Origin of the sequence: Variovorax dokdonensis (assembly GCF_030316895.1) — a bacterium.
GTDB lineage: Bacteria > Pseudomonadota > Gammaproteobacteria > Burkholderiales > Burkholderiaceae_C > Variovorax > Variovorax dokdonensis.
In genome coordinates, this window is the sequence record NZ_JASZYV010000003.1 from 55,837 (window position 1) to 75,637 (window position 19,801).

At 65.5% G+C, this 19,801-nt stretch carries 22 protein-coding genes; 14 read left to right on the forward strand and 8 right to left on the reverse strand.

Annotated features, from left to right (window positions below; translation table 11 throughout):
- Nucleotides 1–55 precede the first annotated feature (55 nt).
- Together clpS and icd are read right to left on the reverse strand one after the other, a co-directional pair.
- Nucleotides 56–415: an ATP-dependent Clp protease adapter ClpS gene (gene clpS / locus QTH91_RS14005; protein WP_286660725.1), complete on the reverse strand. Its 360-nt coding sequence runs from the start codon at nucleotides 413–415 to the stop codon at nucleotides 56–58.
- Nucleotides 416–630: 215 nt separating this feature from the next.
- Entirely contained in the window at nucleotides 631–1,890 is a 1,260-nt protein-coding gene (gene icd, locus QTH91_RS14010; RefSeq protein ID WP_286660726.1) for an NADP-dependent isocitrate dehydrogenase, read from the reverse strand.
- Between the two features lie 185 nt (nucleotides 1,891–2,075).
- On the opposite strand from icd, the gene QTH91_RS14015 reads away from it, so the two are divergent.
- The gene (locus tag QTH91_RS14015; protein ID WP_286660727.1) at nucleotides 2,076–2,552 is read left to right on the forward strand and encodes a DUF192 domain-containing protein; all 477 of its coding nucleotides are present in this window, start codon (nucleotides 2,076–2,078) and stop codon (nucleotides 2,550–2,552) included.
- Nucleotides 2,553–2,644: 92 nt separating this feature from the next.
- Here QTH91_RS14015 and QTH91_RS14020 read toward each other — a convergent pair whose 3' ends face one another.
- Complete coding sequence (locus tag QTH91_RS14020; RefSeq protein WP_286660728.1) at nucleotides 2,645–3,226, reverse strand: Fe-Mn family superoxide dismutase; 582 nt, start codon at nucleotides 3,224–3,226, stop codon at nucleotides 2,645–2,647.
- Between the two features lie 53 nt (nucleotides 3,227–3,279).
- Nucleotides 3,280–4,602 (reverse strand): exodeoxyribonuclease VII large subunit, encoded by a 1,323-nt coding sequence (gene xseA, locus QTH91_RS14025; protein WP_286660729.1) that lies wholly within the window; start codon nucleotides 4,600–4,602, stop codon nucleotides 3,280–3,282.
- A gap of 323 nt (nucleotides 4,603–4,925) precedes the next feature.
- Between xseA and QTH91_RS14030 the strand changes: the two genes are divergently transcribed.
- The 6 genes from QTH91_RS14030 (at nucleotide 4,926) to adk (ending at nucleotide 8,735) form a co-directional block, all read left to right on the forward strand.
- Nucleotides 4,926–5,558, forward strand: coding sequence for a MotA/TolQ/ExbB proton channel family protein (locus QTH91_RS14030; protein WP_286660730.1), 633 nt, complete (start codon nucleotides 4,926–4,928; stop codon nucleotides 5,556–5,558).
- A gap of 23 nt (nucleotides 5,559–5,581) precedes the next feature.
- Nucleotides 5,582–6,004 (forward strand): ExbD/TolR family protein, encoded by a 423-nt coding sequence (locus QTH91_RS14035; RefSeq protein ID WP_286661573.1) that lies wholly within the window; start codon nucleotides 5,582–5,584, stop codon nucleotides 6,002–6,004.
- Nucleotides 6,001–6,975, forward strand: a complete 975-nt coding sequence (gene lpxK / locus QTH91_RS14040) for a tetraacyldisaccharide 4'-kinase (protein WP_286661574.1) — start codon at nucleotides 6,001–6,003, stop codon at nucleotides 6,973–6,975. Before QTH91_RS14035 ends, lpxK begins: the two co-directional genes overlap by 4 nt.
- Entirely contained in the window at nucleotides 6,968–7,150 is a 183-nt protein-coding gene (locus QTH91_RS14045; protein WP_286660731.1) for a Trm112 family protein, read from the forward strand. Before lpxK ends, QTH91_RS14045 begins: the two co-directional genes overlap by 8 nt.
- Before the next feature lie 5 nt (nucleotides 7,151–7,155).
- Nucleotides 7,156–7,929 (forward strand): 3-deoxy-manno-octulosonate cytidylyltransferase, encoded by a 774-nt coding sequence (gene kdsB, locus QTH91_RS14050; protein WP_286660732.1) that lies wholly within the window; start codon nucleotides 7,156–7,158, stop codon nucleotides 7,927–7,929.
- A gap of 149 nt (nucleotides 7,930–8,078) precedes the next feature.
- A complete protein-coding gene (gene adk, locus QTH91_RS14055) occupies nucleotides 8,079–8,735 on the forward strand; it encodes an adenylate kinase (RefSeq protein WP_286660733.1) in 657 nt (218 codons plus the stop codon).
- Nucleotides 8,736–8,777: 42 nt separating this feature from the next.
- Here adk and QTH91_RS14060 read toward each other — a convergent pair whose 3' ends face one another.
- The 3 genes from QTH91_RS14060 to QTH91_RS14070 are packed head-to-tail and all read right to left on the reverse strand — an operon-like array spanning nucleotide 8,778 to nucleotide 10,699.
- The gene (locus QTH91_RS14060; protein WP_286660734.1) at nucleotides 8,778–9,257 is read right to left on the reverse strand and encodes a DUF6152 family protein; all 480 of its coding nucleotides are present in this window, start codon (nucleotides 9,255–9,257) and stop codon (nucleotides 8,778–8,780) included.
- Nucleotides 9,258–9,274: 17 nt separating this feature from the next.
- Nucleotides 9,275–9,691 (reverse strand): hypothetical protein, encoded by a 417-nt coding sequence (locus tag QTH91_RS14065; protein WP_286661575.1) that lies wholly within the window; start codon nucleotides 9,689–9,691, stop codon nucleotides 9,275–9,277.
- Nucleotides 9,692–9,706: 15 nt separating this feature from the next.
- Nucleotides 9,707–10,699 carry an asparaginase gene (locus QTH91_RS14070; protein ID WP_286660735.1) on the reverse strand — a complete coding sequence of 331 codons (993 nt, stop codon included), beginning with the start codon at nucleotides 10,697–10,699 and terminating at the stop codon, nucleotides 9,707–9,709.
- A 78-nt stretch (nucleotides 10,700–10,777) separates the two neighbouring features.
- Here QTH91_RS14070 and lexA point away from each other — a divergent pair, with 78 nt between their 5' ends.
- The 3 genes from lexA to QTH91_RS14085 all read left to right on the forward strand — a co-directional run bounded on the left by lexA (nucleotide 10,778) and on the right by QTH91_RS14085 (nucleotide 13,042).
- Entirely contained in the window at nucleotides 10,778–11,461 is a 684-nt protein-coding gene (gene lexA / locus QTH91_RS14075) for a transcriptional repressor LexA (protein ID WP_286660736.1), read from the forward strand.
- A gap of 117 nt (nucleotides 11,462–11,578) precedes the next feature.
- Nucleotides 11,579–11,920 (forward strand): hypothetical protein, encoded by a 342-nt coding sequence (locus QTH91_RS14080; protein WP_286660737.1) that lies wholly within the window; start codon nucleotides 11,579–11,581, stop codon nucleotides 11,918–11,920.
- A gap of 114 nt (nucleotides 11,921–12,034) precedes the next feature.
- A complete protein-coding gene (locus QTH91_RS14085) occupies nucleotides 12,035–13,042 on the forward strand; it encodes a D-2-hydroxyacid dehydrogenase family protein (protein WP_286660738.1) in 1,008 nt (335 codons plus the stop codon).
- Between the two features lie 81 nt (nucleotides 13,043–13,123).
- Here QTH91_RS14085 and QTH91_RS14090 read toward each other — a convergent pair whose 3' ends face one another.
- Nucleotides 13,124–15,631, reverse strand: a complete 2,508-nt coding sequence (locus QTH91_RS14090) for a hypothetical protein (RefSeq protein WP_286660739.1) — start codon at nucleotides 15,629–15,631, stop codon at nucleotides 13,124–13,126.
- Here QTH91_RS14090 and QTH91_RS14095 point away from each other — a divergent pair.
- From QTH91_RS14095 to QTH91_RS14110, 4 genes are read left to right on the forward strand one after another with little or no spacing between them, the layout of a single operon-like run.
- Nucleotides 15,588–17,105 carry a 3-hydroxyacyl-CoA dehydrogenase gene (locus QTH91_RS14095; RefSeq protein ID WP_286660740.1) on the forward strand — a complete coding sequence of 506 codons (1,518 nt, stop codon included), beginning with the start codon at nucleotides 15,588–15,590 and terminating at the stop codon, nucleotides 17,103–17,105. The two genes, QTH91_RS14090 and QTH91_RS14095, sit on opposite strands and share 44 nt — an antisense overlap.
- Before the next feature lie 25 nt (nucleotides 17,106–17,130).
- On the forward strand, nucleotides 17,131–17,910 hold the full coding sequence (locus QTH91_RS14100) for an oxepin-CoA hydrolase, alternative type (RefSeq protein WP_286660741.1): 780 nt from the start codon (nucleotides 17,131–17,133) through the stop codon (nucleotides 17,908–17,910).
- Between the two features lie 57 nt (nucleotides 17,911–17,967).
- Nucleotides 17,968–18,687 carry a Crp/Fnr family transcriptional regulator gene (locus QTH91_RS14105; RefSeq protein WP_286660742.1) on the forward strand — a complete coding sequence of 240 codons (720 nt, stop codon included), beginning with the start codon at nucleotides 17,968–17,970 and terminating at the stop codon, nucleotides 18,685–18,687.
- Between the two features lie 10 nt (nucleotides 18,688–18,697).
- On the forward strand, nucleotides 18,698–19,786 hold the full coding sequence (locus QTH91_RS14110) for a phosphotransferase (RefSeq protein ID WP_286660743.1): 1,089 nt from the start codon (nucleotides 18,698–18,700) through the stop codon (nucleotides 19,784–19,786).
- The last annotated feature ends 15 nt before the right edge of the window (nucleotides 19,787–19,801 follow it).

The window sequence follows — 19,801 nt, forward strand, 5'->3', positions numbered from 1 at the left end:
GATTTCCTTTTTGCCTTGCTGTGTGAATTAGGGCTAGATGGGATTGGAGTGGCGGTTATTCAACCGGTTCACTCACGCATTGAAGCGGATGGCCGGCCTGATGGGCGGCCTCCATCACTTGATTGACCTTGGTGGCCGCCATATCCCTCGAGTACACCCCGCAGACGCCGCGGCCGTCGAGGTGGATCTTGAGCATGATCTGGGTGGCTGTCTCGCGGTCCTTGTTGAAAAACTGCTGGATGACGACGACGACGAATTCCATGGGGGTGTAATCGTCGTTGAGCATGACCACCTGGTACATCTGAGGCGGCGCCGTTTTCTGTGGACGCCGCTCGAGGACCACGGAGTCGCCGTCGTCCCGCGCCGGCTTCGTGGCCGGCGCCTTGGGAGGTACGGAGGGAATTCGAGTAGCCATGAATTTCATTCTATCGAGCACGCACGGGACGTGCCTGACCGATAGGAATTGGTGGCGTCTTGCCGACAAATCAAGGCGGACCCGGGTCAAAAGCGTCAGGCGCCTGACTGTGCCGTCCTGAACCGAGGCGATCCCCGACATGAAAAAGCCCCTGGGGCATGCCGGCCAGGGGCTCCGATCGGCATGCCGCCACCCAGGTCAGGCACGCGGCAAGCTCACATGTTCTCAATCATCACCTGACCAAACCCAGAACAGCTCACCTGGGTCGCGCCCTCCATCAGGCGGGCGAAGTCATAGGTGACCTTCTTGCTCGCGATCGCTGCCTCCATCGCGCTGATGATGATGTCGGCGGCCTCCTTCCAGCCCATGTGGCGCAGCATCATCTCGGCAGACAGGATCTCTGAACCCGGGTTGACGTAGTCCTTGCCGGCGTACTTGGGGGCGGTACCGTGGGTCGCCTCGAACATGGCCACGGTGTCGCTCATGTTCGCGCCAGGCGCGATGCCGATGCCGCCCACCTGCGCGGCCACCGCGTCAGAGATGTAGTCGCCATTGAGGTTCAGCGTGGCGATCACCGAATACTCGGCCGGACGCATCAGGATCTGCTGCAGGAACGCGTCGGCGATGCTGTCCTTGATCGTGATGTCCTTGCCCGTATTGGGGTTGCGCACGCGCATCCAGGGGCCGCCGTCGATCAGTTCGCCTGCGAACTCCTTGGCTGCGAGACCATAGGCCCAGTCGCGGAAGGCGCCTTCGGTGAACTTCATGATGTTGCCCTTGTGCACGATGGTCACGCTGGGCTTGTTGTTGTCGATGGCGTACTGGATCGCCTTGCGCACCAGCCGCTCGGTACCCTCGCGCGACACCGGCTTGATGCCCAGGCCCGACGTTTCCGGAAAGCGCACCTTGTTGATGCCCAGATCGTCCCGAAGGAACTTGATGAGCTTCTTGGCGTTCGCGCTGCCTGCCTCGAACTCGATGCCGGCGTAGATGTCCTCGGAGTTCTCGCGGAAGATGACCATGTTGGTCTTCTGCGGCTCCTTCAGCGGGCTGGGGACGCCTTCGAAGTACTGCACCGGTCTCAGGCAGACATAGAGGTCGAGTTGCTGGCGCAGGGCCACGTTCAGCGAGCGGATGCCGCCGCCCACGGGCGTCGTCAGCGGCCCCTTGATGGACACGACATAGTCGCGCACGACCTCGAGGGTTTCGTCCGGCAGCCAGACGTCGGGACCATACACGCGGGTCGCCTTCTCGCCGGCGAAGATCTCCATCCAATGGATCTTGCGCTTGCCGCCATAGGCCTTTGCCACCGCCGCATCCACCACCTTGAGCATGACCGGCGTGATGTCCCGGCCCGTGCCGTCGCCCTCGATGAACGGAATGATCGGCTGGTCGGGCACATTCAGCGAGTTGTCGGCGTTGACGGTGATCTTCTGGCCATCGGTCGGGACCAGGATGTGCTGGTAGGCGGGCATTGGGGGGTGGGCTCTGGTGAATGTGAAGAAGCCGGGCCGCCATCGGGCGCCGGCAGGCTCGATGAGTGATGAGCGCTGGAATTCTAGACGCAAGCACTCGCGGCGACCGTCTGCGGCACGAGCCGCGCCACGAGGCTTTTCGCTTCGTTGTAAGCTGCCGCGAAGCTGATCCGCCCCACGTACACATGACCGCCCTGCTCCGCTTGCTCGACCGTTTCGCCGTCCCCCTGCTGCTCGCTGCCGCCTGCGCGCCCGTCGCTGCGCTCGCGCAGCCCGCAGGCGAGCCGCAGAAGGACCTGCAAAGGGTTCACCTGTCAGCCGGCATGTACCAGATTGAAGCCCAGGTCGCGGCCAGCCCCAGGCAGCGCGAGATCGGCCTGATGTTCCGCAAGGACATGCCCCAGCAGGAAGGAATGTTGTTCGTGTTCGAGCAAGCCGCCGTGCAGTGCTTCTGGATGAAAAACACCCTGCTGCCATTGACGGCCGCCTTCGTGGCCGACGACGGCCGCATCGTCAATCTCGAAGACATGCAGCCGCAGACCACCGACAACCACTGCTCGACGGAGCCGGTGCGCTACGTACTCGAGATGAATCAGGGATGGTTTGCGCGAAAGAACATCAAGGCGGGCGCCAAGCTGGGCGGCACGCCGTTTTCGCGCTGAGTTCGCGGCCGCAAGCCAGACGCGGCAAGTGACGCCGCCATGAAAAAACCGGCCGCGAGGGCCGGTCTCTTGTTTGGGCAGTGCGGCGCCGATCAGCCGAAGTTCTTGGCGGCGAAGTCCCAGTTGGCCAGCTTGGCCAGGAAGGTTTCGACGAACTTGGGGCGCAGGTTGCGATAGTCGATGTAGTAGGCGTGTTCCCAGACATCGATGGTCAGCAGTGCCGTGTCGGCGGTGGTCAGGGGCGTGCCTGCCGGGCCGGTGTTGACGATGTCGACGGTGCCATCGGGCTTCTTGACCAGCCAGGTCCAGCCAGAACCGAAGTTGCCGACGGCCGACTTGGTGAAGGCTTCCTTGAATGCATCGAAGCTGCCCCACTTGGTATCGATGGCCTTGGCCAGCGCGCCGGCGGGAGCGCCACCGCCTTGCGGCTTCATGCAGTTCCAGAAGAAGGTGTGGTTCCAGATCTGGGCTGCGTTGTTGTAGATGCCGCCGCTGGATTTCTTGACGATCTCTTCCAGCGTCATGTTCTCGAACTCAGTACCCTTTTGCAGGTTGTTCAGGTTCACGACGTAGGCGTTGTGGTGCTTGCCGTAGTGGTACTCCATCGTTTCCTTGGAGTACTCGGGCGCCAGGGCATCGATGGCGTATGGCAGAGGTGGCAGAACGTGTTCCATGATCTTGCTCGTGGGTTGGGTTGATGAAATCGCTTGACCGGGCATTCTAGAAACTATTGCCCGCCTTCGTGTGTCGGACCATCGCGCGACTGCTCCTTGGCCAGCACTTTCAGTTGCGCTTGTCCATCGGCCAGCCGGGCGGAGATCTCGGCGCCTGCCTCGAGCTGGGCGATGCTGGACAACGCTCGGCCTTCCTTGTCCGAAAGCAATGCGTAGCCGCGCTGAAGCACCAGCGCGGGATCCAGCAGCTGCAGCCGGGTTTTCGCGTGATGCAACGCCTGAACCTGCCTGGCGAGCGACTGATCGAGCGCACGCGCAAGTCGCTCCTGCAGGCGCTCATGCGCCAGCGAACGGTCGGCCATGCGCGAAAGCGCGCCCTGGTGCAACCGCTGGGCCAGATGCGCACACGCCATCTGCTGCCGCGCGATCATTCCCGACGGCCGCCCCAACCTGGCGGTAGCCCGATCCAGGCGCTGCGCCAGCGTATCGAGGCGCTGCGTCAACGCATCCGAAAGGCGGCCTTCGATCAGGTCGAGGGCGCCCAGCCAGGTTTCGCGCGAGGCACTGACCAGTTCGGCCGCCGCCGTGGGCGTGGGCGCCCGTACATCGGCGCAGAAGTCGGCAATGGTGAAGTCGGTCTCGTGCCCGACACCGCAGACAACCGGCACGGGGCTTTGCACGATCGTGTGCGCCAGTTGCTCGTCATTGAAGGCCCAAAGGTCCTCGATGGAGCCCCCGCCACGAACCAGCAGGATGACGTCCAGTTGCGGGTCTGCCAGTTCGTAGAGCGAACGCAAGGCGCGAATCAGGTCGGCCGGCGCTGCCGCCCCCTGCACCAACGCCGGCGCCAGAACGACCGGAATGTGCGGAACGCGTCGGCGCAATGCCGTCGCCACATCATGCAGCGCTGCCGCGCCCGGCGACGTGACGAGGCCGATGGCCCGAGGAATCACGGGCAGAGGGCGTTTTCGGGCGCTGTCGAACAGGCCCAGGCCTTCCAGCCTGGCCTTGCGCTGCAGGAACTGCTCGAACAGGGCACCTTGGCCAGCGCGCGAGAGGCTTTCGACCACCAACTGCAGATCGCCGCGCGGCTCGTAGACGGCCAGGCGTCCGCGGGCCTCGACCTGATCGCCCTCACGCGGCGCGAAATCGAGCAGCGATGCCGCGCGGCGAAACATGGCGCAGCGCAATTGCCCCGCTTCGTCCTTGAGCGAAAAATAGCAATGCCCGCTGGATGCGCGAGAAAAGCCGGATATCTCGCCCCGCACGACGACGGGATTGAAACGCGCGTCCAGCGCGTCGGCCACCGCGCGGCAGAGCGCGCCGACAGCCCATACCCTCGACTGAGGCAAAGCGGAAGAGGCGTTATGTGACATCACCAATTTGCGGGTTGCCTCTTGCTCACTCTTCCACAAGGGTTCGTGCGGACGGCAAAGACATATTCCGAACGGCGTGCAGGGCTATTGTTGTGGTGCAAGTCATTGATTTCATTGGCAAATCGGCTGCCCGTTTTTCGCTCTACCCGGCAATACCGCCCAACGATGCGGCCTGCGAGCCATTGCGCGGATGGTTAATCACAAAGTTATCAACAGAATCTGTGGGCCGAATCCGACACGTGCATTGCCTGATTTCAGTTCGGCCGCACGGTGGATAATCAGCGCGCATTTGCATTCTTTTACAGAGACCGGAGGGCCTCTTTTTGTTCTCGATCATAGTTGCCGCGGGCTGGCCGATCTGGCCCCTCATTGCCTGTTCCGTCATTGCCCTGGCCCTCGTCATCGAGCGCTTTGTCTCGCTCAAGACGTCCCGCGTGATGCCCCCCAAGCTTCTTGACGAGGCGATCAGCGTTTCGCGCGATGCAGTGCCGACCCCGGAAGTCGTCTCCAAGCTGGAGCGCAACTCCTCGCTGGGCGAAGTGCTCGCCTCCGGCTTTCGCACGCTCAATGCCAACCCCGCTTCGTCCGAGGATGACATCCGCGCCTCGATGGAAGCCAGCGGCCGCAAGGTCGCCCACAAGCTCGAGCGCTACCTGGCGGCGCTCGCCACCATCGCCTCGGCCGCCCCGCTGCTGGGCCTGCTGGGCACGGTGATCGGCATGATCGAGATCTTCGGCTCCCAGTCGCCGGGCTCCGGCGCCGTCGGCTCCGGCAACCCGGCGCAACTTGCGCACGGCATCTCCATCGCGCTGTACAACACCGCGTTCGGCCTGATCGTCGCCATTCCGACCCTCATCTTCTGGCGCTATTTCCGCAGCCGTGTCGACGAATACCTGCTCAACCTTGAAGTGGCCAGCGAGCGCTTCGCCCGCCACCTGAACCGTCTGAGAGGCTGACGGCCGTGAAGCGCAAGACATCGCTGGACTTCCGGCACGGCTCGCGCGACGAACCGGAGATCAACCTGATCCCGTTCATCGACGTGCTGCTGGTGATCCTGATCTTCCTGATGCTCACGACCACCTACAGCAAGTTCACCGAGATGCAACTGCGCCTGCCGGTGGCCAATGCCGATGCGCAGCGCGACTACCCCAAGGAGATCATCGTCTCCGTCGCCGCCGACGGCCGCTACATGGTCAACAAGACGCCACTGCCCGAGCGCAGCGTGGAAGCGGTGGCTTCCGCCCTGACCGCGGCCAGTGCCAGCAAGGACAGCGTCGTGATCATCAGTGCCGACGCCAGCAGTTCCCATCAATCGGTGATCACCGTCATGGAGGCGGCTCGCCGTGCCGGCCTGATGCAGATCACCTTCGCCACGCAGACGGCCGCCCAGGCCGGCCAATAGGCTTGGACATCCAGCGCGCCTGGCTGCGACGCGGTGCCGTGGCGCGGCTGCTCTGGCCCCTGTCCTGCCTGTTCGGCGCCATCGCCGCGTTGCGGCGCCATGCCTATCGCGTGGGCTGGCTGCGCAGCGAACGTGCCGGGCGTCCGGTGCTCGTTGTGGGCAACGTGATCGCCGGTGGCGCCGGCAAGACCCCGACAACCATCGCGATTGCGCGGCACCTGATGGCCCGCGGCATCGCCGTCGGCGTGGTGTCGCGCGGCTTCGGCCGTCAAACGAAGGACTGCAGGGAGATTCTTGCGGGCAGTACGCCCTCGGAGGTGGGCGACGAGCCCCTCTTGATCCACAAGGCCACGGGCGCGCCGGTGGTCGTGGCCAGCCGTCGCATCGAAGCGGCTCGGCTGCTGGTGCAGCGCCATCCTCAGGTGCAGTGGATCCTTTGCGACGACGGGCTCCAGCACCTGGCCCTGGCTCGCGACGTCGAGTTGTGCGTCTTCGATGACCGCGGTGTCGGCAATGGCTGGCTGCTGCCTGCCGGGCCATTGCGCGAAGCGTGGCCTCGCGCATGCGACCTGGTGCTGCACACAGGTGATCACCCCGCATTTGCCGGTTTTCGCGGGCGCCGCGCGTTGGCCGACATGGCCTATGACAAAGACGGTCACGACGTCGCGCTGACCCAACTGGCTGGACGACGCCTGGCTGCCGTTGCGGGAATCGCGCGGCCGCAGGCCTTCTTCGACATGCTGGCCGCCCGGGGAATGGCTTTGGAGCGCACCGTGCCCCTGGCTGACCACCACAACTTCTCGGACTGGCAGTCGCTGGCCGATGCCGGCTTCACGGTCCTGTGCACGGAAAAGGATGCGGCCAAGCTCTGGCCGCACGAACCTTCCGCGCTGGCCGTGCCACTGATCTTCACGCCAGAGCCTGCCTTCTTCCAGGCGCTCGATGCGAAGCTATCATCGGTCGATGGATAGCAAGCTTCTCCAACTCCTGGTGTGCCCCGTCACCAAGGGCCCCCTGACCTGGCACCCCGCCCAGCAGGAATTGTGGTCGCGCAGCGCGCGCCTGGCCTACCCCGTGCGGGATGGCATTCCCGTGCTGCTCGAAAACGAGGCCCGCCCGCTTTCGGACGAAGAACTGGGCCTCTGAGCACGATGAACTCAGTCCCCGGCGGGTTCACCGTCCTGATTCCCGCGCGGCTCGCCTCGACGCGTCTGCCTGACAAGCCGCTTGCCGATCTGCTCGGCCTGCCCATGGTGGTACGGGTGGCGCAGCGCGCACGCGAATCGGCAGCGTCGCGCGTGGTGGTGGCGGCGGACGATGCGCGCATCGTTGAGGCCTGCGAAATGCACGGAGTCGACGCCTTGCTGACGCGCAAGGACCACCCCAGCGGCAGCGACCGGTTGGCCGAAGCCTGCGCGCTGCTCGGCCTGGCCGACGAATCGATGGTGGTCAATGTCCAAGGCGATGAGCCTCTCATCGAACCCGGACTCATCGACGCCGTTGCCCGGACGCTCGCCGAACGCCCCGAGGCCGACATGAGCACCGCCGTCCACGCCATCGACAACCTCGAGGAATTTCTCAATCCCAATGTGGTCAAGGCTGTGCTCGATGCCCGTGGCCTTGCCCTGTACTTCAGCCGCGCGCCCATACCCTGGTGGCGGGACGGCCATGTCGCCGGCGGCTTTTCCAGCCTGCCCTCGCCTGCCCCCTGGCGACACATCGGCATCTACGGCTATCGAGCCGGCTTCGTGAAGCGCTTTCCCAGCCTGCCCGTGGCCCCGATCGAAACGGGCGAGGCGCTCGAGCAGCTGAGAGCGATGTGGCACGGGCACCGCATCGCCGTGCACCAAAGCGAGCATGCGCCCGGTCCGGGCGTCGACACGCCGGCCGACCTGGAGCGAGTGCGGCGCCTGCTGGCCGGCTGAGGTGCTTCACCCGGCTTCTCGCCCTCTGCGCAGGGGGCAGGAGGCCCAAAATCACGTGCTATCCTCGAAGGAGACCCCGCCGGGGTCGCGCCCACCCCAGCAAACACGGCTCCGGCGTTCGACAAAATTACAGATCCTCCGAGGACACAATGAGACTGATCCTGTTGGGACCGCCCGGCGCAGGTAAAGGCACGCAGGCCAATTTCATCTGCAAGAAGTACGGCATCCCGCAAATCTCCACCGGAGACATGTTGCGCGCTGCCGTGAAGGCGGGAACGCCTCTGGGCCTTCAGGCCAAGAGCGTCATGGAAGCAGGCCAACTGGTGAGCGACGAACTCATCATCAACCTCGTCAAGGAACGCATCGCCCAGTCCGATTGCGCCGCAGGCTTCCTGTTCGACGGTTTTCCGCGAACCATCCCGCAGGCCGATGCCATGAAGGCAGCCGGCGTCAATCTGGATTACGTGCTCGAAATCGACGTGCCCTTCGACGACATCATCGAGCGCATGAGCGGGCGCCGCTCACACCCGGCCTCGGGTCGCACCTATCACGTCAAGTTCAACCCGCCCAAGGTCGAAGGCAAGGACGACGTGACTGGCGAAGACCTGATCCAGCGCGACGACGACAAGGAAGAAACGGTGCGCAAGCGCCTGGACGTCTACAGCCAACAGACGCGCCCGCTGGTCGACTACTACTCCGCCTGGGCCAAGTCCGGCGCCGGTGGCGCCCCCGCCTACCGCAAGATCAGCGGCACCGGCAGCGTCGAGCAGATCACCCAGCGCGCATTCGACGCTCTGGCATCCTGAAGCACTGCGGCGCCGGCCAGGCCACCCGGCACGGCGCCAGCATCAGGCCGGATTCGAGCGCAGGCCGTAGGTCTTGTCGGCCACGAAGAGGTATTCCACCCGCATGACGGCCTCGCCGGTTTCGCCTTGGCTCGTGTAGCCGACTGCAGAAATCACCTCGCCCTCCTGGATGGGCTTCACGTTCCAGGCCTGCATGCGCGATAGCGGCGCGAGTTCCAGTGTCCACTGGCGGTCATTGCGCTTGGGTGTGGCGGCCTTGGCGACGATGACCGGACCATCCACATTGGCCGACTGTGCCGGCAGGCTCCGCTGCATCAGAGCGGGCGGCACCTTCAGGTCGGCCGGGACTTCGATGACGAGCTCGGCATGCGGGTTCTGCCACTGCGACTTGGTCACGCGGCCTTCGAGGTAGATCGGGCGGCTCAGGTCAAAGCCACTCCATCCGTGGTGGGCCCACGCCCGCGGCGCCAGCAACGGCAGCGCGGCCGAGGCTGAGAAGAGCACAAGAGCACGTCTTTTCATGGCTGATTTCCTTCCGATCAGTAGGCGATCCATCGACCGCAGAAGATAACCGCAACCCACAGCACTGACGACAGGATCATCTGTGCCCTGGCCAGGACATCCAGGCGCGCAAGCGATCCACGGCCGTGAAACCATAGGGCATTGACCCCTGCGCACGCCAGCAACCCCATCTTGACCTGGAATGTCCTGTTGGCAAGGAGTTCCTGCGGCTGTGTCGCGAACATCAGGCCCCCGGTGGCCGCTGCCAACGAAAAGCCCGTGAGCGCGATGCCCAGCGACAAGCGCGCAAGCGCATGAACAGGCAGAGTCTGCGCGCGGCCAAACACCCGCAGCTCCAGGGCGATGAGGTTGCCCACCAACATGGCAATGCCGAGGACGTGCAAGGACTCCAGCGCCGGATAGGCCCAAGTGCTGGTCTGCAGGGCGGTGAACATCGACACGGCGACTCGTCAGCCGCCCGCGCGGCGCCCGAGCAGATCGAGCATCAGCGCCACGCGCGCCTTCACGGGGCTGAGCGAGCCAGCCGCAGGTAGCGCATCGGACGACTTGGGCAGGATCCGCCCCTGCGTGCAGCGTGTGGCGCGCATCACGGCGACGCCCTCCGCCTGGGCGCGCAATGCGGCTGCCTCCACCTCATGATGCAGCGTGCCGTTTCCCGTCGCCGCAATCACGAGTCCTGCCATCGGATTGGCCACGCCCGGCGTCGCGCGCTCCTGCAGCAAAAGGCCGATCAAACCTCCGCTGGCGCCGGCGTGACTGAGCACCACTTCGACGCGCGGGGCAACTTCGGTGGCCTCGATGCAGGCCAGTGCGTCGCCGTCCGGTGAAGGGCCCCAATCGCGAAAACGGCGCAATTCGCCCTCCTCCACATAGCCCAGCGGGCCGGCGTCGCCCGAGCTGAATGCGTCCGGGCGATAGGTGTGGACCTTCTGCACATCGGCAGCCAGGTGGACGGTACCCGCGCACACCACGCTGACGCCATGCGCGCCCGTGGTCGACGCCACCGCCAGCGCGTCCCGAACGTTCTGGGGTCCGTCGGGCGACAAGGAGGTGGCGGGACGCATGGCGCAGGTCAGTACGACCGGCTTGCCGTGGGCCGGCAGAACCTGCTGAAGAAAGTAGGCCGTTTCTTCGAGGGTATCGGTGCCATGCGTGACCACGATGCCGCACACCTCCGCGTCGGCCAGCCAATGGGCGCAGCGCAATGCCAGGCGACGCCAGATGGCGAAGTCCATGTCCTTGCTGTCGACCTGCGCCACCTGCTCGGCGTCGAGCGAAAAGCCATCGGGCGCGGCAATGCCGGCCAGCAATTCGCTCACGCCGACCTGGCCGGCCACATAGCCGACGTTGTCCGCGCCCTGCGAAGCGCGCCCTGCGATGGTCCCGCCGGTGCCCAGAACCATGATGCGAGTGGCTCGCGAACGACCGCTTTGTTCAGCCATGCTTGCCAAACCTCCAAAACTGTTTAAAAATACAGGTACTGGATGAAACACCAGCTACTGCCCAAGGAGTCCCGCGCCATGCTCAAAGCGCCTTTCGCCGTCAAGCTTACCGCCCGCCAGCAGCAGATCCTCGACCTGATTCAGGCCGCCATCGCTCGCACCGGCGCGCCGCCCACGCGTGCGGAGATTGCCGGCGAACTCGGATTCAAGTCTGCCAATGCTGCCGAAGAGCATTTGCAGGCGCTGGCTCGCAAGGGCGTCATCGAGTTGGTCAGCGGCACTTCCCGCGGCATCCGACTCAAGGGCGACGCGCTGCGCTCTCTCAACGCCACACGCAACAGCCAGTTCTCGCTGCCCCTGCCCGGCCTGGCCCAATTGGCGCTGCCGCTGGTCGGTCGCGTCGCTGCAGGCTCGCCCATCCTTGCTCAGGAACACGTCGACCAGACCTTCTACGTCGAAAGCAGCCTGTTCCAGCGCCAGCCCGACTATCTGCTCAAGGTGCGCGGCATGTCGATGCGCGACGCCGGAATCATGGACGGTGATCTGTTGGCCGTGCAAGCCACCAAGGAAGCGCGCAACGGGCAGATCGTGGTGGCACGCCTGGGCGACGAAGTCACGGTCAAGCGGCTCAAGCGCACCAAGGAAGTCATTGAACTGCATGCCGAGAACCCCGACTACCCCACGATCGTGGTCCAACCGGGCGAGCCCTTCGAGATCGAAGGCCTGGCTGTCGGCCTGATCCGCAACACGATGCTCATGTAAGGCATCCGGGCCGCGCCAGGTGGCGGGCGTATGGCTTTGAGGCCATCACCCTGACGCGGTACCCCCGTCGAAAGCAATCCTGCCTGTGTCCAACCCCTTGCCATTCTTGGAGTTCACATGGGAACCGCTTTTCTCGCCTTCTCCGACCTCTTGTCTCCCCTGCAATCGCTGGCTGACCGCTGGCTTGCGCCTCGCCGTCAGGCGCGTCGCAACGAGTTGCGCTACGTGGCCATTCGGCCCGACAGCGGTCATCGCGCCGCGGTTGCATCCAAGCCGGACATGGGCGCGCCTGCCGCACGCCCCTTGCGCGTCGTGCGGGTGGTCGACGAGCAGACCCGGCCCAGCCAGGCTGGCCGTGTCGTGATTTCCGGGCGGATGTCGGATGTGTGCGCGGAGCTCGACCGCCTGGTTGCGCTCGAGGCCCGCGGCACCGCCAGCGTCGCGCCCGCACTGCACTGAGGCTTGGCACCTGGCGCTGGCAAGGGGCGGCTCAGCCCTGCCAGCAGTGCCAAAAGCAGGCCAGCGTGCCTGCGTAATGAGCAGTCGTCGATGCGCAAGGCACAATAAGGCGCCATGAACATTGTGATCCTCGACGACTACCAGGACGCGGTGCGCAAATTGCAGTGCGCAGCGATGCTCGACGCCTACCCGGCCAAGGTCTACACGAACACGGTCAAGGGCATCGGCCAACTTTCGGTTCGCCTCAAGGATGCCGATGTCATCGTGTTGATCCGCGAACGCACGCAGATCAACCGGCAGTTGATCGAGAAGCTGCCTCGCCTCAAGCTCATCTCTCAGACGGGACGGGCCGGCGCGCACATCGACATCCAGGCTTGCAGCGAACTGGGCGTGGCTGTGGCGGAGGGCACCGGCTCTCCGCAGGCTCCGGCCGAACTGACCTGGGCGCTCATCATGGCAGCGATGCGCCGCCTGCCGCAGTACATCAGCAATCTCAAGCACGGCGCCTGGCAACAGTCCGGGCTCAAGTCGGCCTCGATGCCGGCCAACTTCGGACTCGGTTCGGTGCTCAAGGGCAAGACGCTGGGCATCTGGGGCTATGGGCGAATCGGCCAATTGGTGGCGCGCTACGGCCAGGCCTTCGGCATGCAGGTGGTCATCTGGGGGCGCGAGAACAGTTGCGCCAAGGCGCGCTCCGACGGGTTTCAGATTGCGGCCAGCCGCGAAGCGCTGTTCGCCGGTTCCGACGTGCTGTCGGTTCATCTGCGGCTCAATGACGAAACGCGCGGCATCGTTCGACTGGAAGACCTGGCGCGCATGAAGCCATCCGCGCTGTTCGTGAACACGTCGCGGGCTGAACTGGTGGAACAGGACGCCCTGCTCGCCGCGCTCAATCGCGGCCGGCCCGGCCTGGCCGCGGTCGACGTGTTCGAAAGCGAACCGCCCCTGCAGGGCCATGCGCTGCTGCGCCTGGAGAACTGCATCTGCACGCCGCACATCGGCTACGTCGAACAGGAAAGCTACGAGATGCTGTTCGGCCACGCCTTCGAGAACGTGGTGAACTTCATTCGCGGCAAGCCCAGCAACATCGTCAATCCAGGGGCCTTGGAAGTCCGCCGCTGAACCTGTCCGGCGGGCCCGCGCTTCGCGGACGGCGACCGTTCACAGCCATTGCCTGCAAGGCGCCGGCGAGACCGGCGTTGCTCAGCGCTTGATGGTGAATCGGCCCGGCTTCAGCTCTTCTTCGTTTTCCGGATCGAAGGGGTTGAAGTCGATCACATGAGGATCGCCCGGCGACGAGGGTTGCGCCTTGGGCTCCGGCAGATTCTCGATCGGCGCACGCAAGGTCTGGAATGCGGTTCGATCCAGATCGGCCATGTCCAGGTCGACGGCCGGCATGATCAGAGGCGCTGGCTTCTGGCGGGGCGCATCGGGCAGGTACGGCATGGGCATGGTGTGCTCAAGACCTTCCTCGTCGACGTCCGCGGCTTCCGCCAGCGGCTGCACCACGGTTTCCTGCCCATGCCGGGGCGCGTTACGCATCTGTGCAGCGTGCTCGTGCCGAAGCGCGGCTGCAACGGTCGGCACCGGCGCGGCCGGGTGTTCGGCGGCATCGCGCGCCACCGCATGCAACAGCAGCAGATCTTGATAGGCAGCGAGGTCGAACACCTCGTCGCGCCCGCCGGGCTGGCGAAACAGCAACTCCTCGATCAGGTCCAGGGTGCCTTCTCCCGGCCAAACGGCCTCGATGCGCTGAAGCACCGACGGATAGTGGTCGAGGCCCTGCCCCTGCGCGGAATAGGCGTCGAAGGCCGGCACGTCGACGTTGAAGCGCTGCTCGAACGCCGAGCTCTGACGCGCGTACTCCTCGCGTCGGTCCAGCGAGTGAAGGATGGCCAGCAAATCCAGGTATGCGAGCGCACTGGTTCCAGGGTTCGACGCGATGTGCTCGCGCAGTACGCCGATGGCCTGATCGTGCTTGCCCAGCGACATGAAGAAATCGGCCTGCTGCTGGACGTCGAACAGTTCCTCGGTATTGACCGAGCGGATTTGCGCCCGCTCGAAGCCGGGGCCACCCAGCATGCCGCGGCGCTGACCTTCGGCGAGGACCTGGGCGTCGTCGTGCGTTTCGAGGGGCGCGCCATGCGCGCGTGCATCGTCTTCGTCGTCCTCCTCGTCGTCGTCGGGCAGTTCGCCGATGCGTGACAACGGCCCACGGATCGTGGTGCGGCCAAACTTGCGCGCGGGCGCAACGTCTGTCTCTTCCTCTTCGCCTTCTTCATCAAACTGGCTGGTTCCCTGCCCTTGGCCTTCACGCCACCAGGCAGCCTGCTGCGCCTGGCGCAGCGAACGCCACATGAACAGAAGCAGCAGCAGCAGCACGGCCAACAAGCCGAGCAGCGAATAGACCAGCCAGTTCTGGTAGCGGCTGGACCTCGCCTCCAACAACTCGCTGCGCATCTCCAGCATGAGCTTTTGCGTCTGGTCCGATTGCGCGCGCAGGGTGGCCAACGCTTCTTCCATGGCCTTGAACCTGGCGGCGTCGCGCTCCTGTGCCTGTGGATCGGGAAGAAGCGGTACGGCCGTCGGTGCGGATGGGTTGGCTTCCGCACCACTCGATCCGGCAGCGCCGGAAGAAGCGGCGGGAGCCGCAGCCATCGGCGATGCGGCGGTCTGGCCAGTTGGCAGGGTGGGAACGGCCGGCGCCGCCAGCGGTGTTGCCGCGGCGGGCACGGCTGGCGCGGCGGCCGGAGGCGGGGTGGCAGCCTGCCGCGCCGTGGCCGCGGCGGCGCCGGGGGTGGTCGACGGAACCAAAGGCTCGATCAGGAGGCGGGATTTCCCTTCCTCCGGCGCAGCCTTCGGCGTCGGGCTTTCCTGCTTTGCGACAGGCGCGGCCGGCTTGGGGGTCGCCGCACGCGTGGTCGTCGCAGGCTTGCGAACCGGCGGCGCGGCGGCGCGCTGTCGAGTCCTCGCGGCTTCCCGTTCCGCTTGCGAACGTGTGGACGTTCCGGCCGACGCCGAGGATGAGGCGCGGCGGGTGGATGAGCGCTGCGCCGTTCCTGACGCGCTGCCACCACCGACAGCGCCCGCGCCGGAGCCGGAGCCGGAACCCGAAGACACACCCGTATCCGAATCGCCCGACGTCCAGCGCGAAGGTGCGCGTTCGGAAGGGGCCGACGCCCGGACCGGCGGCGCCACCACGGCTGGCGTCATCGGCAAGTCGGCAAGCAATGTGTACTGGCGCGTAGACTTGAACTCGCAGCCCGCGCTGAGCCGGACCACGACCACCGGTTCGACGATGGCATGCGTGGTCCGCAAGTGAACGCGCGGCGTGTTGGGCGAAGAACCTGGTTCCAGGGACAGCGTGAAACGCTTGTCGTCCATTCGAACGTCGCCTTGGCGTACGTCAGCCTCCAGGCACAGGTTGCCTCCGGCTTCCCGGCCGTCCAGCGTGAGCGGAAAGACCAGGTTGAGCGGCTGCCCGATCCAGGCAGCACCCTGCGGTGGCCCGAGGGTCAACCCATAGGAGGGAATCGCGGAGCCGAGCAGAAGTGTCGCGGCGGAAAGGCTCAGGGCTTTCAAAACGACGTAACGGTAAATAAAGGTAAAACGATTCTGACACGCAAAACAATACTTTCCTCTGACTTTGAACCGATAAGAGACATTTATGGCATTGTTTAACGAAGTGGGTGTCGTCGGTGCGGGCGCCATGGGTCGAGGCATCGCCCAGATCGCCGCACAGGCCGGCAGCCGCGTACTGATCGTCGACAACCAGCCCGGCGCCGCGCGGGCCGCGCTCGAAACCATCGAAGCCCAATGGGCCCGGATGGAGGAAAAAGGCAAGCTGACCGCCGGGCAACGCGCGGACCTTGCCAGCAGACTGGTCGCGGCCGATCGCATCGAAGACTTGGCGAACAGCGATCTCGTGATCGAGGCCGTTGTCGAGCGGCTCGACGTCAAGCGCGAGCTTTTCGCTGCGCTCGAAGGCGTTGTCCGGCCCGATGCCGTCCTGGCCACCAATACCTCTTCGCTTTCGGTCACGGCCATCGGCGCCGCCCTTGCCCACCCCGCCCGCTTCGCCGGCTATCACTTCTTCAACCCGGTGCCGCTGATGAAGGTGGTGGAGGTGGTGGCCGGCTTTCGCACCGAGCCTGCCGTCAGCGAGCGACTGGCCGCTTACGCGCAGGAGATGGGTCATGCTGCCGTGCGGGCACAGGACACGCCCGGCTTCATCGTCAACCATGCCGGCCGCGGCTACGGGACGGAGGCGCTGCGCATCGTCGGCGAAGGCGTGGCCGATTTCGCCACCGTCGATCGCATCCTCAAGGACCAGGCCGGCTTTCGCCTCGGCCCGTTCGAGCTGATGGATCTGACCGCCATCGACGTCTCGCACCCGGTGATGGAATCGATCTACCACCAGTACTACGAGGAGCCGCGCTTCCGTCCCAGCGTCATCACCGCGCAACGGCTGGCTGCCGGCGTGCTCGGACGCAAAAGCGGCGAAGGTTTCTATCGCTATGCGGACGGCGCCGCGCAGGTGCCGGCGGAACCGCCCGCCCCGACGGTCGACGCGCTCCCGCCAGTCTGGGTGTCGCCGCGTGCCGCGCGCCGTGCCGAACTGCTGCGCCTGGTCCACCAACTGGGCGCGAGCATCGAGAGCGGTGCGTCGCCTTCGTCGAATGCCCTGATCCTCGTTGCGCCGCTGGGCTTCGACGTGACCACCGTGGCCGCCGTGGACCGCCTCGACCCGACGCGCACCGTCGGCATCGACATGATGGTCGACGATGCCGCCACGCGCCGCCGCGTTCTGGCCGGCAACCCCGCGACTCGGCGCGACATGCGCGAAGCCGCGCACGCCCTCTTCGCCCGCGACGGCAAGAGCGTGAGCCAGATCCGCGATTCCGGGGGCTTCGTCACGCAGCGGGTGGTCGCCACCATCGTGAACATCGCCGCCGACATGTGCCAGCAGCGCATCTGCACCCCGGCCGACCTGGAAACCGCCGTGCGACTGGGCCTGGGCTACCCGCAGGGGCCGCTCGCAATGGGCGACCTGTACGGTCCGACCAACATGCTGGAGGTGCTGTTCAACATGCAGACCGTCTACGGCGATCCGCGCTATCGTCCCAGCCCCTGGCTGCGACGCCGAGGCGCCTTGGGGCTGAGCCTCAGGCACGAGGAAGACTGAACCCGCCATCCATCCGAATGCACGCATGACCGCACAACTCAAGAGCCGTTCCGAAGGCGCCACGATGGTGCTGCAGATCTCCAACCCCGAGCAGCGCAACGCGCTCGGCCCGGAGATCTATGCCGCTGGCGTCGAGACCCTGAACCGGGCCAGCGGCAATGCCGAAGTCCGCAGCGTGGTGCTGGTCGGCGAAGGCCGCTGGTTCTGCGCGGGCGGCTCGCTGCAGCGCCTGCAAAGCAACCGCGCTCGCGAGCCGGAAGTCCAGGCGCAGAGCATCGAAGGCCTGCACAACTGGATCGACGCTCTACGGGCCTTTCCCAAGCCCGTGATCGCGGCGGTGGAAGGTCCAGCGGCCGGCGCCGGCTTTTCGCTCGTGCTGGCCTGCGACCTGATCGTCGCGGCGCGCGACGCGGTCTTTGCCGCTTCGTACAGCAGCGTGGGCCTGTCGCCGGACGGCGGCATGACCTGGCATCTGGCGCGCAGCCTGCCAAGGCAGATCGCCACCGAATGGCTGATGCTGGGCGAGCGCATCGGTGCCGAGCGGCTGCATGCGCTGGGTGTCGTCAACCAGCTGAGCGACAGCGGCCATGCGCTGACCGACGCTCTTGCACTTGCTGCCCGCCTGAACGAGCGCGCCCCCAACGCACTGGCCAGCGCCAAGGAACTGCTGGGCGAAGGCGTCAGTGCAACGCTGGACGCGCAATTGAACGCCGAGCGCGACCACTTCGTGCGCAACCTGCATCACCCCAATGCCGGCATCGGCATCGATGCCTTCCTTGCCAAGACCAAACCCGAGTACCGCTGACCACGGCGGTCACACCCGCGACAACCCTCAAGCCCCCAGTCGCCGACAGGACAGAACATGGACGACCCCATTCTTACTATCGAAGAACGCGAAGCGATCAACAGTGGTCGCTGGTTCGGTTCCCTATCCCCATCATTGCGCCACGACATCCTTCGATGCGCCTTCGTCAAACGCTTCAAAGACGGCGACCTGATCGCAGCCCGTGGCGATCCGCCCGAGCAGTGGATCGCCTGCGCCAAGGGCGCGGTGCGCGTCAGCTCGACGGCCGTGTCGGGCAAGCAAGTGACGCTGACGTACGTAGAGCCGGGCATCTGGTTCGGCGACGTGGCAATGTTCGACGGCGACCGTCGCACGCACGATGCCTATGCCCATGGCGACACCACCATCCTGTGCGTGGCGCGTGCCGATTTCCAGAAGATCCTCGCCGCGCACGTCGAGCTGTACGAGGCCCTGATGCGCCTGCAGGCGCGGCGCATCCGCACCTTGTTCGGGCTGGTGGAGGATCTCAACACCCTGCCCTTGCGTGCACGTCTGGCGAAGCAGTTGATCCACCTGGCGCGCAGCTACGGCGTGCCCAACCTGGCCGATGGCTCGCAGATGCGGATCGGGCTGCATCTGGCGCAGGAAGAACTGGCGCAATTGCTGGGCGCATCCAGGCAACGCGTGAACCAGGAGCTGAAGACCATGGAGCGTGAAGAGGCCATCCGGGTGGAACCGGCCGGCCTGGTGATCCTCGATCGCGCCACCTTGATGCGCATTTCCGAAGCAGACGAATAAGCAAAGAGACATGACCCAGCAGGACTTCAACAGCTTCGTCGGCACACGTGCCGTCTCGCCCCAGCACGCCTTCGACATCGATGCCTTGTCGACCTGGCTGTCGAGCAACCTCGAAGGTTTCGAAGGGCCTTTGACGGTCGAGATGTTCAAAGGCGGGCAGTCCAACCCCACCTACAAGCTCGTCACGCCCGGCAAGAGCTACGTGATGCGCGCCAAGCCCGGCCCGGTGGCCAAGCTGCTGCCTTCCGCCCATGCGGTGGAGCGCGAGTACAAGGTCATGCGCGGCCTGGCCGGCACCGACGTGCCGGTGCCGCGCATGTACGTGCTGTGCGAAGACGAGTCCGTCATCGGCCGTGCGTTCTACGTCATGGAGTTCATGGCGGGACGCGTGCTGTGGGACCAGTCGCTGCCCGGGCTCGCCAACGACGAGCGATCGGCCCTCTATGACGAGATGAACCGGGTCATTGCCGCGCTGCATACGGTCGACGTGGCCAAGTGCGGCTTGTCCGACTACGGCAAGCCGGGCAACTACTTCGAGCGCCAGATCGGCCGCTGGAGCAAGCAGTACGTCGCCTCCGTCACCGAGCCCATCGCCGAGATGGACAAACTGATGGAATGGCTGCCGGCGCACATCCCGGCCAGCGCGCGCGACGAGCGCGTGAGCGTGGTGCACGGCGACTTCCGCCTCGACAACCTCATGTTCCACCCCACCGAGCCTCGCGCCATCGCCGTGCTCGACTGGGAACTGTCCACCCTCGGCCATCCGCTCGCGGACTTCAGCTATCACTGCATGTCCTGGCACATTCCTCCCGGATCGTTCCGCGGGCTGGGTGGTGTGGACGTCAAGAGCCTGGGCATTCCCACCGAGAGCGAATACGTCCGCCGCTATTGCGAGCGCACCGGCATTGCCACGCCCGAATCGCTGGCGCCCGACTGGAACTTCTACCTGGCCTACAACATGTTCCGCATCGCCGCCATCCTGCAAGGCATTGCATGGCGCGCGCAGCAGGGCACCGCATCGAGCGAGCAAGCCGTGGCATCCGGCCGCGGCGCGCGGCCCATGGCGGAGATGGCCTGGCGCTTCGCCCAGCAGGCTTGAGCCGACCGACCCCAT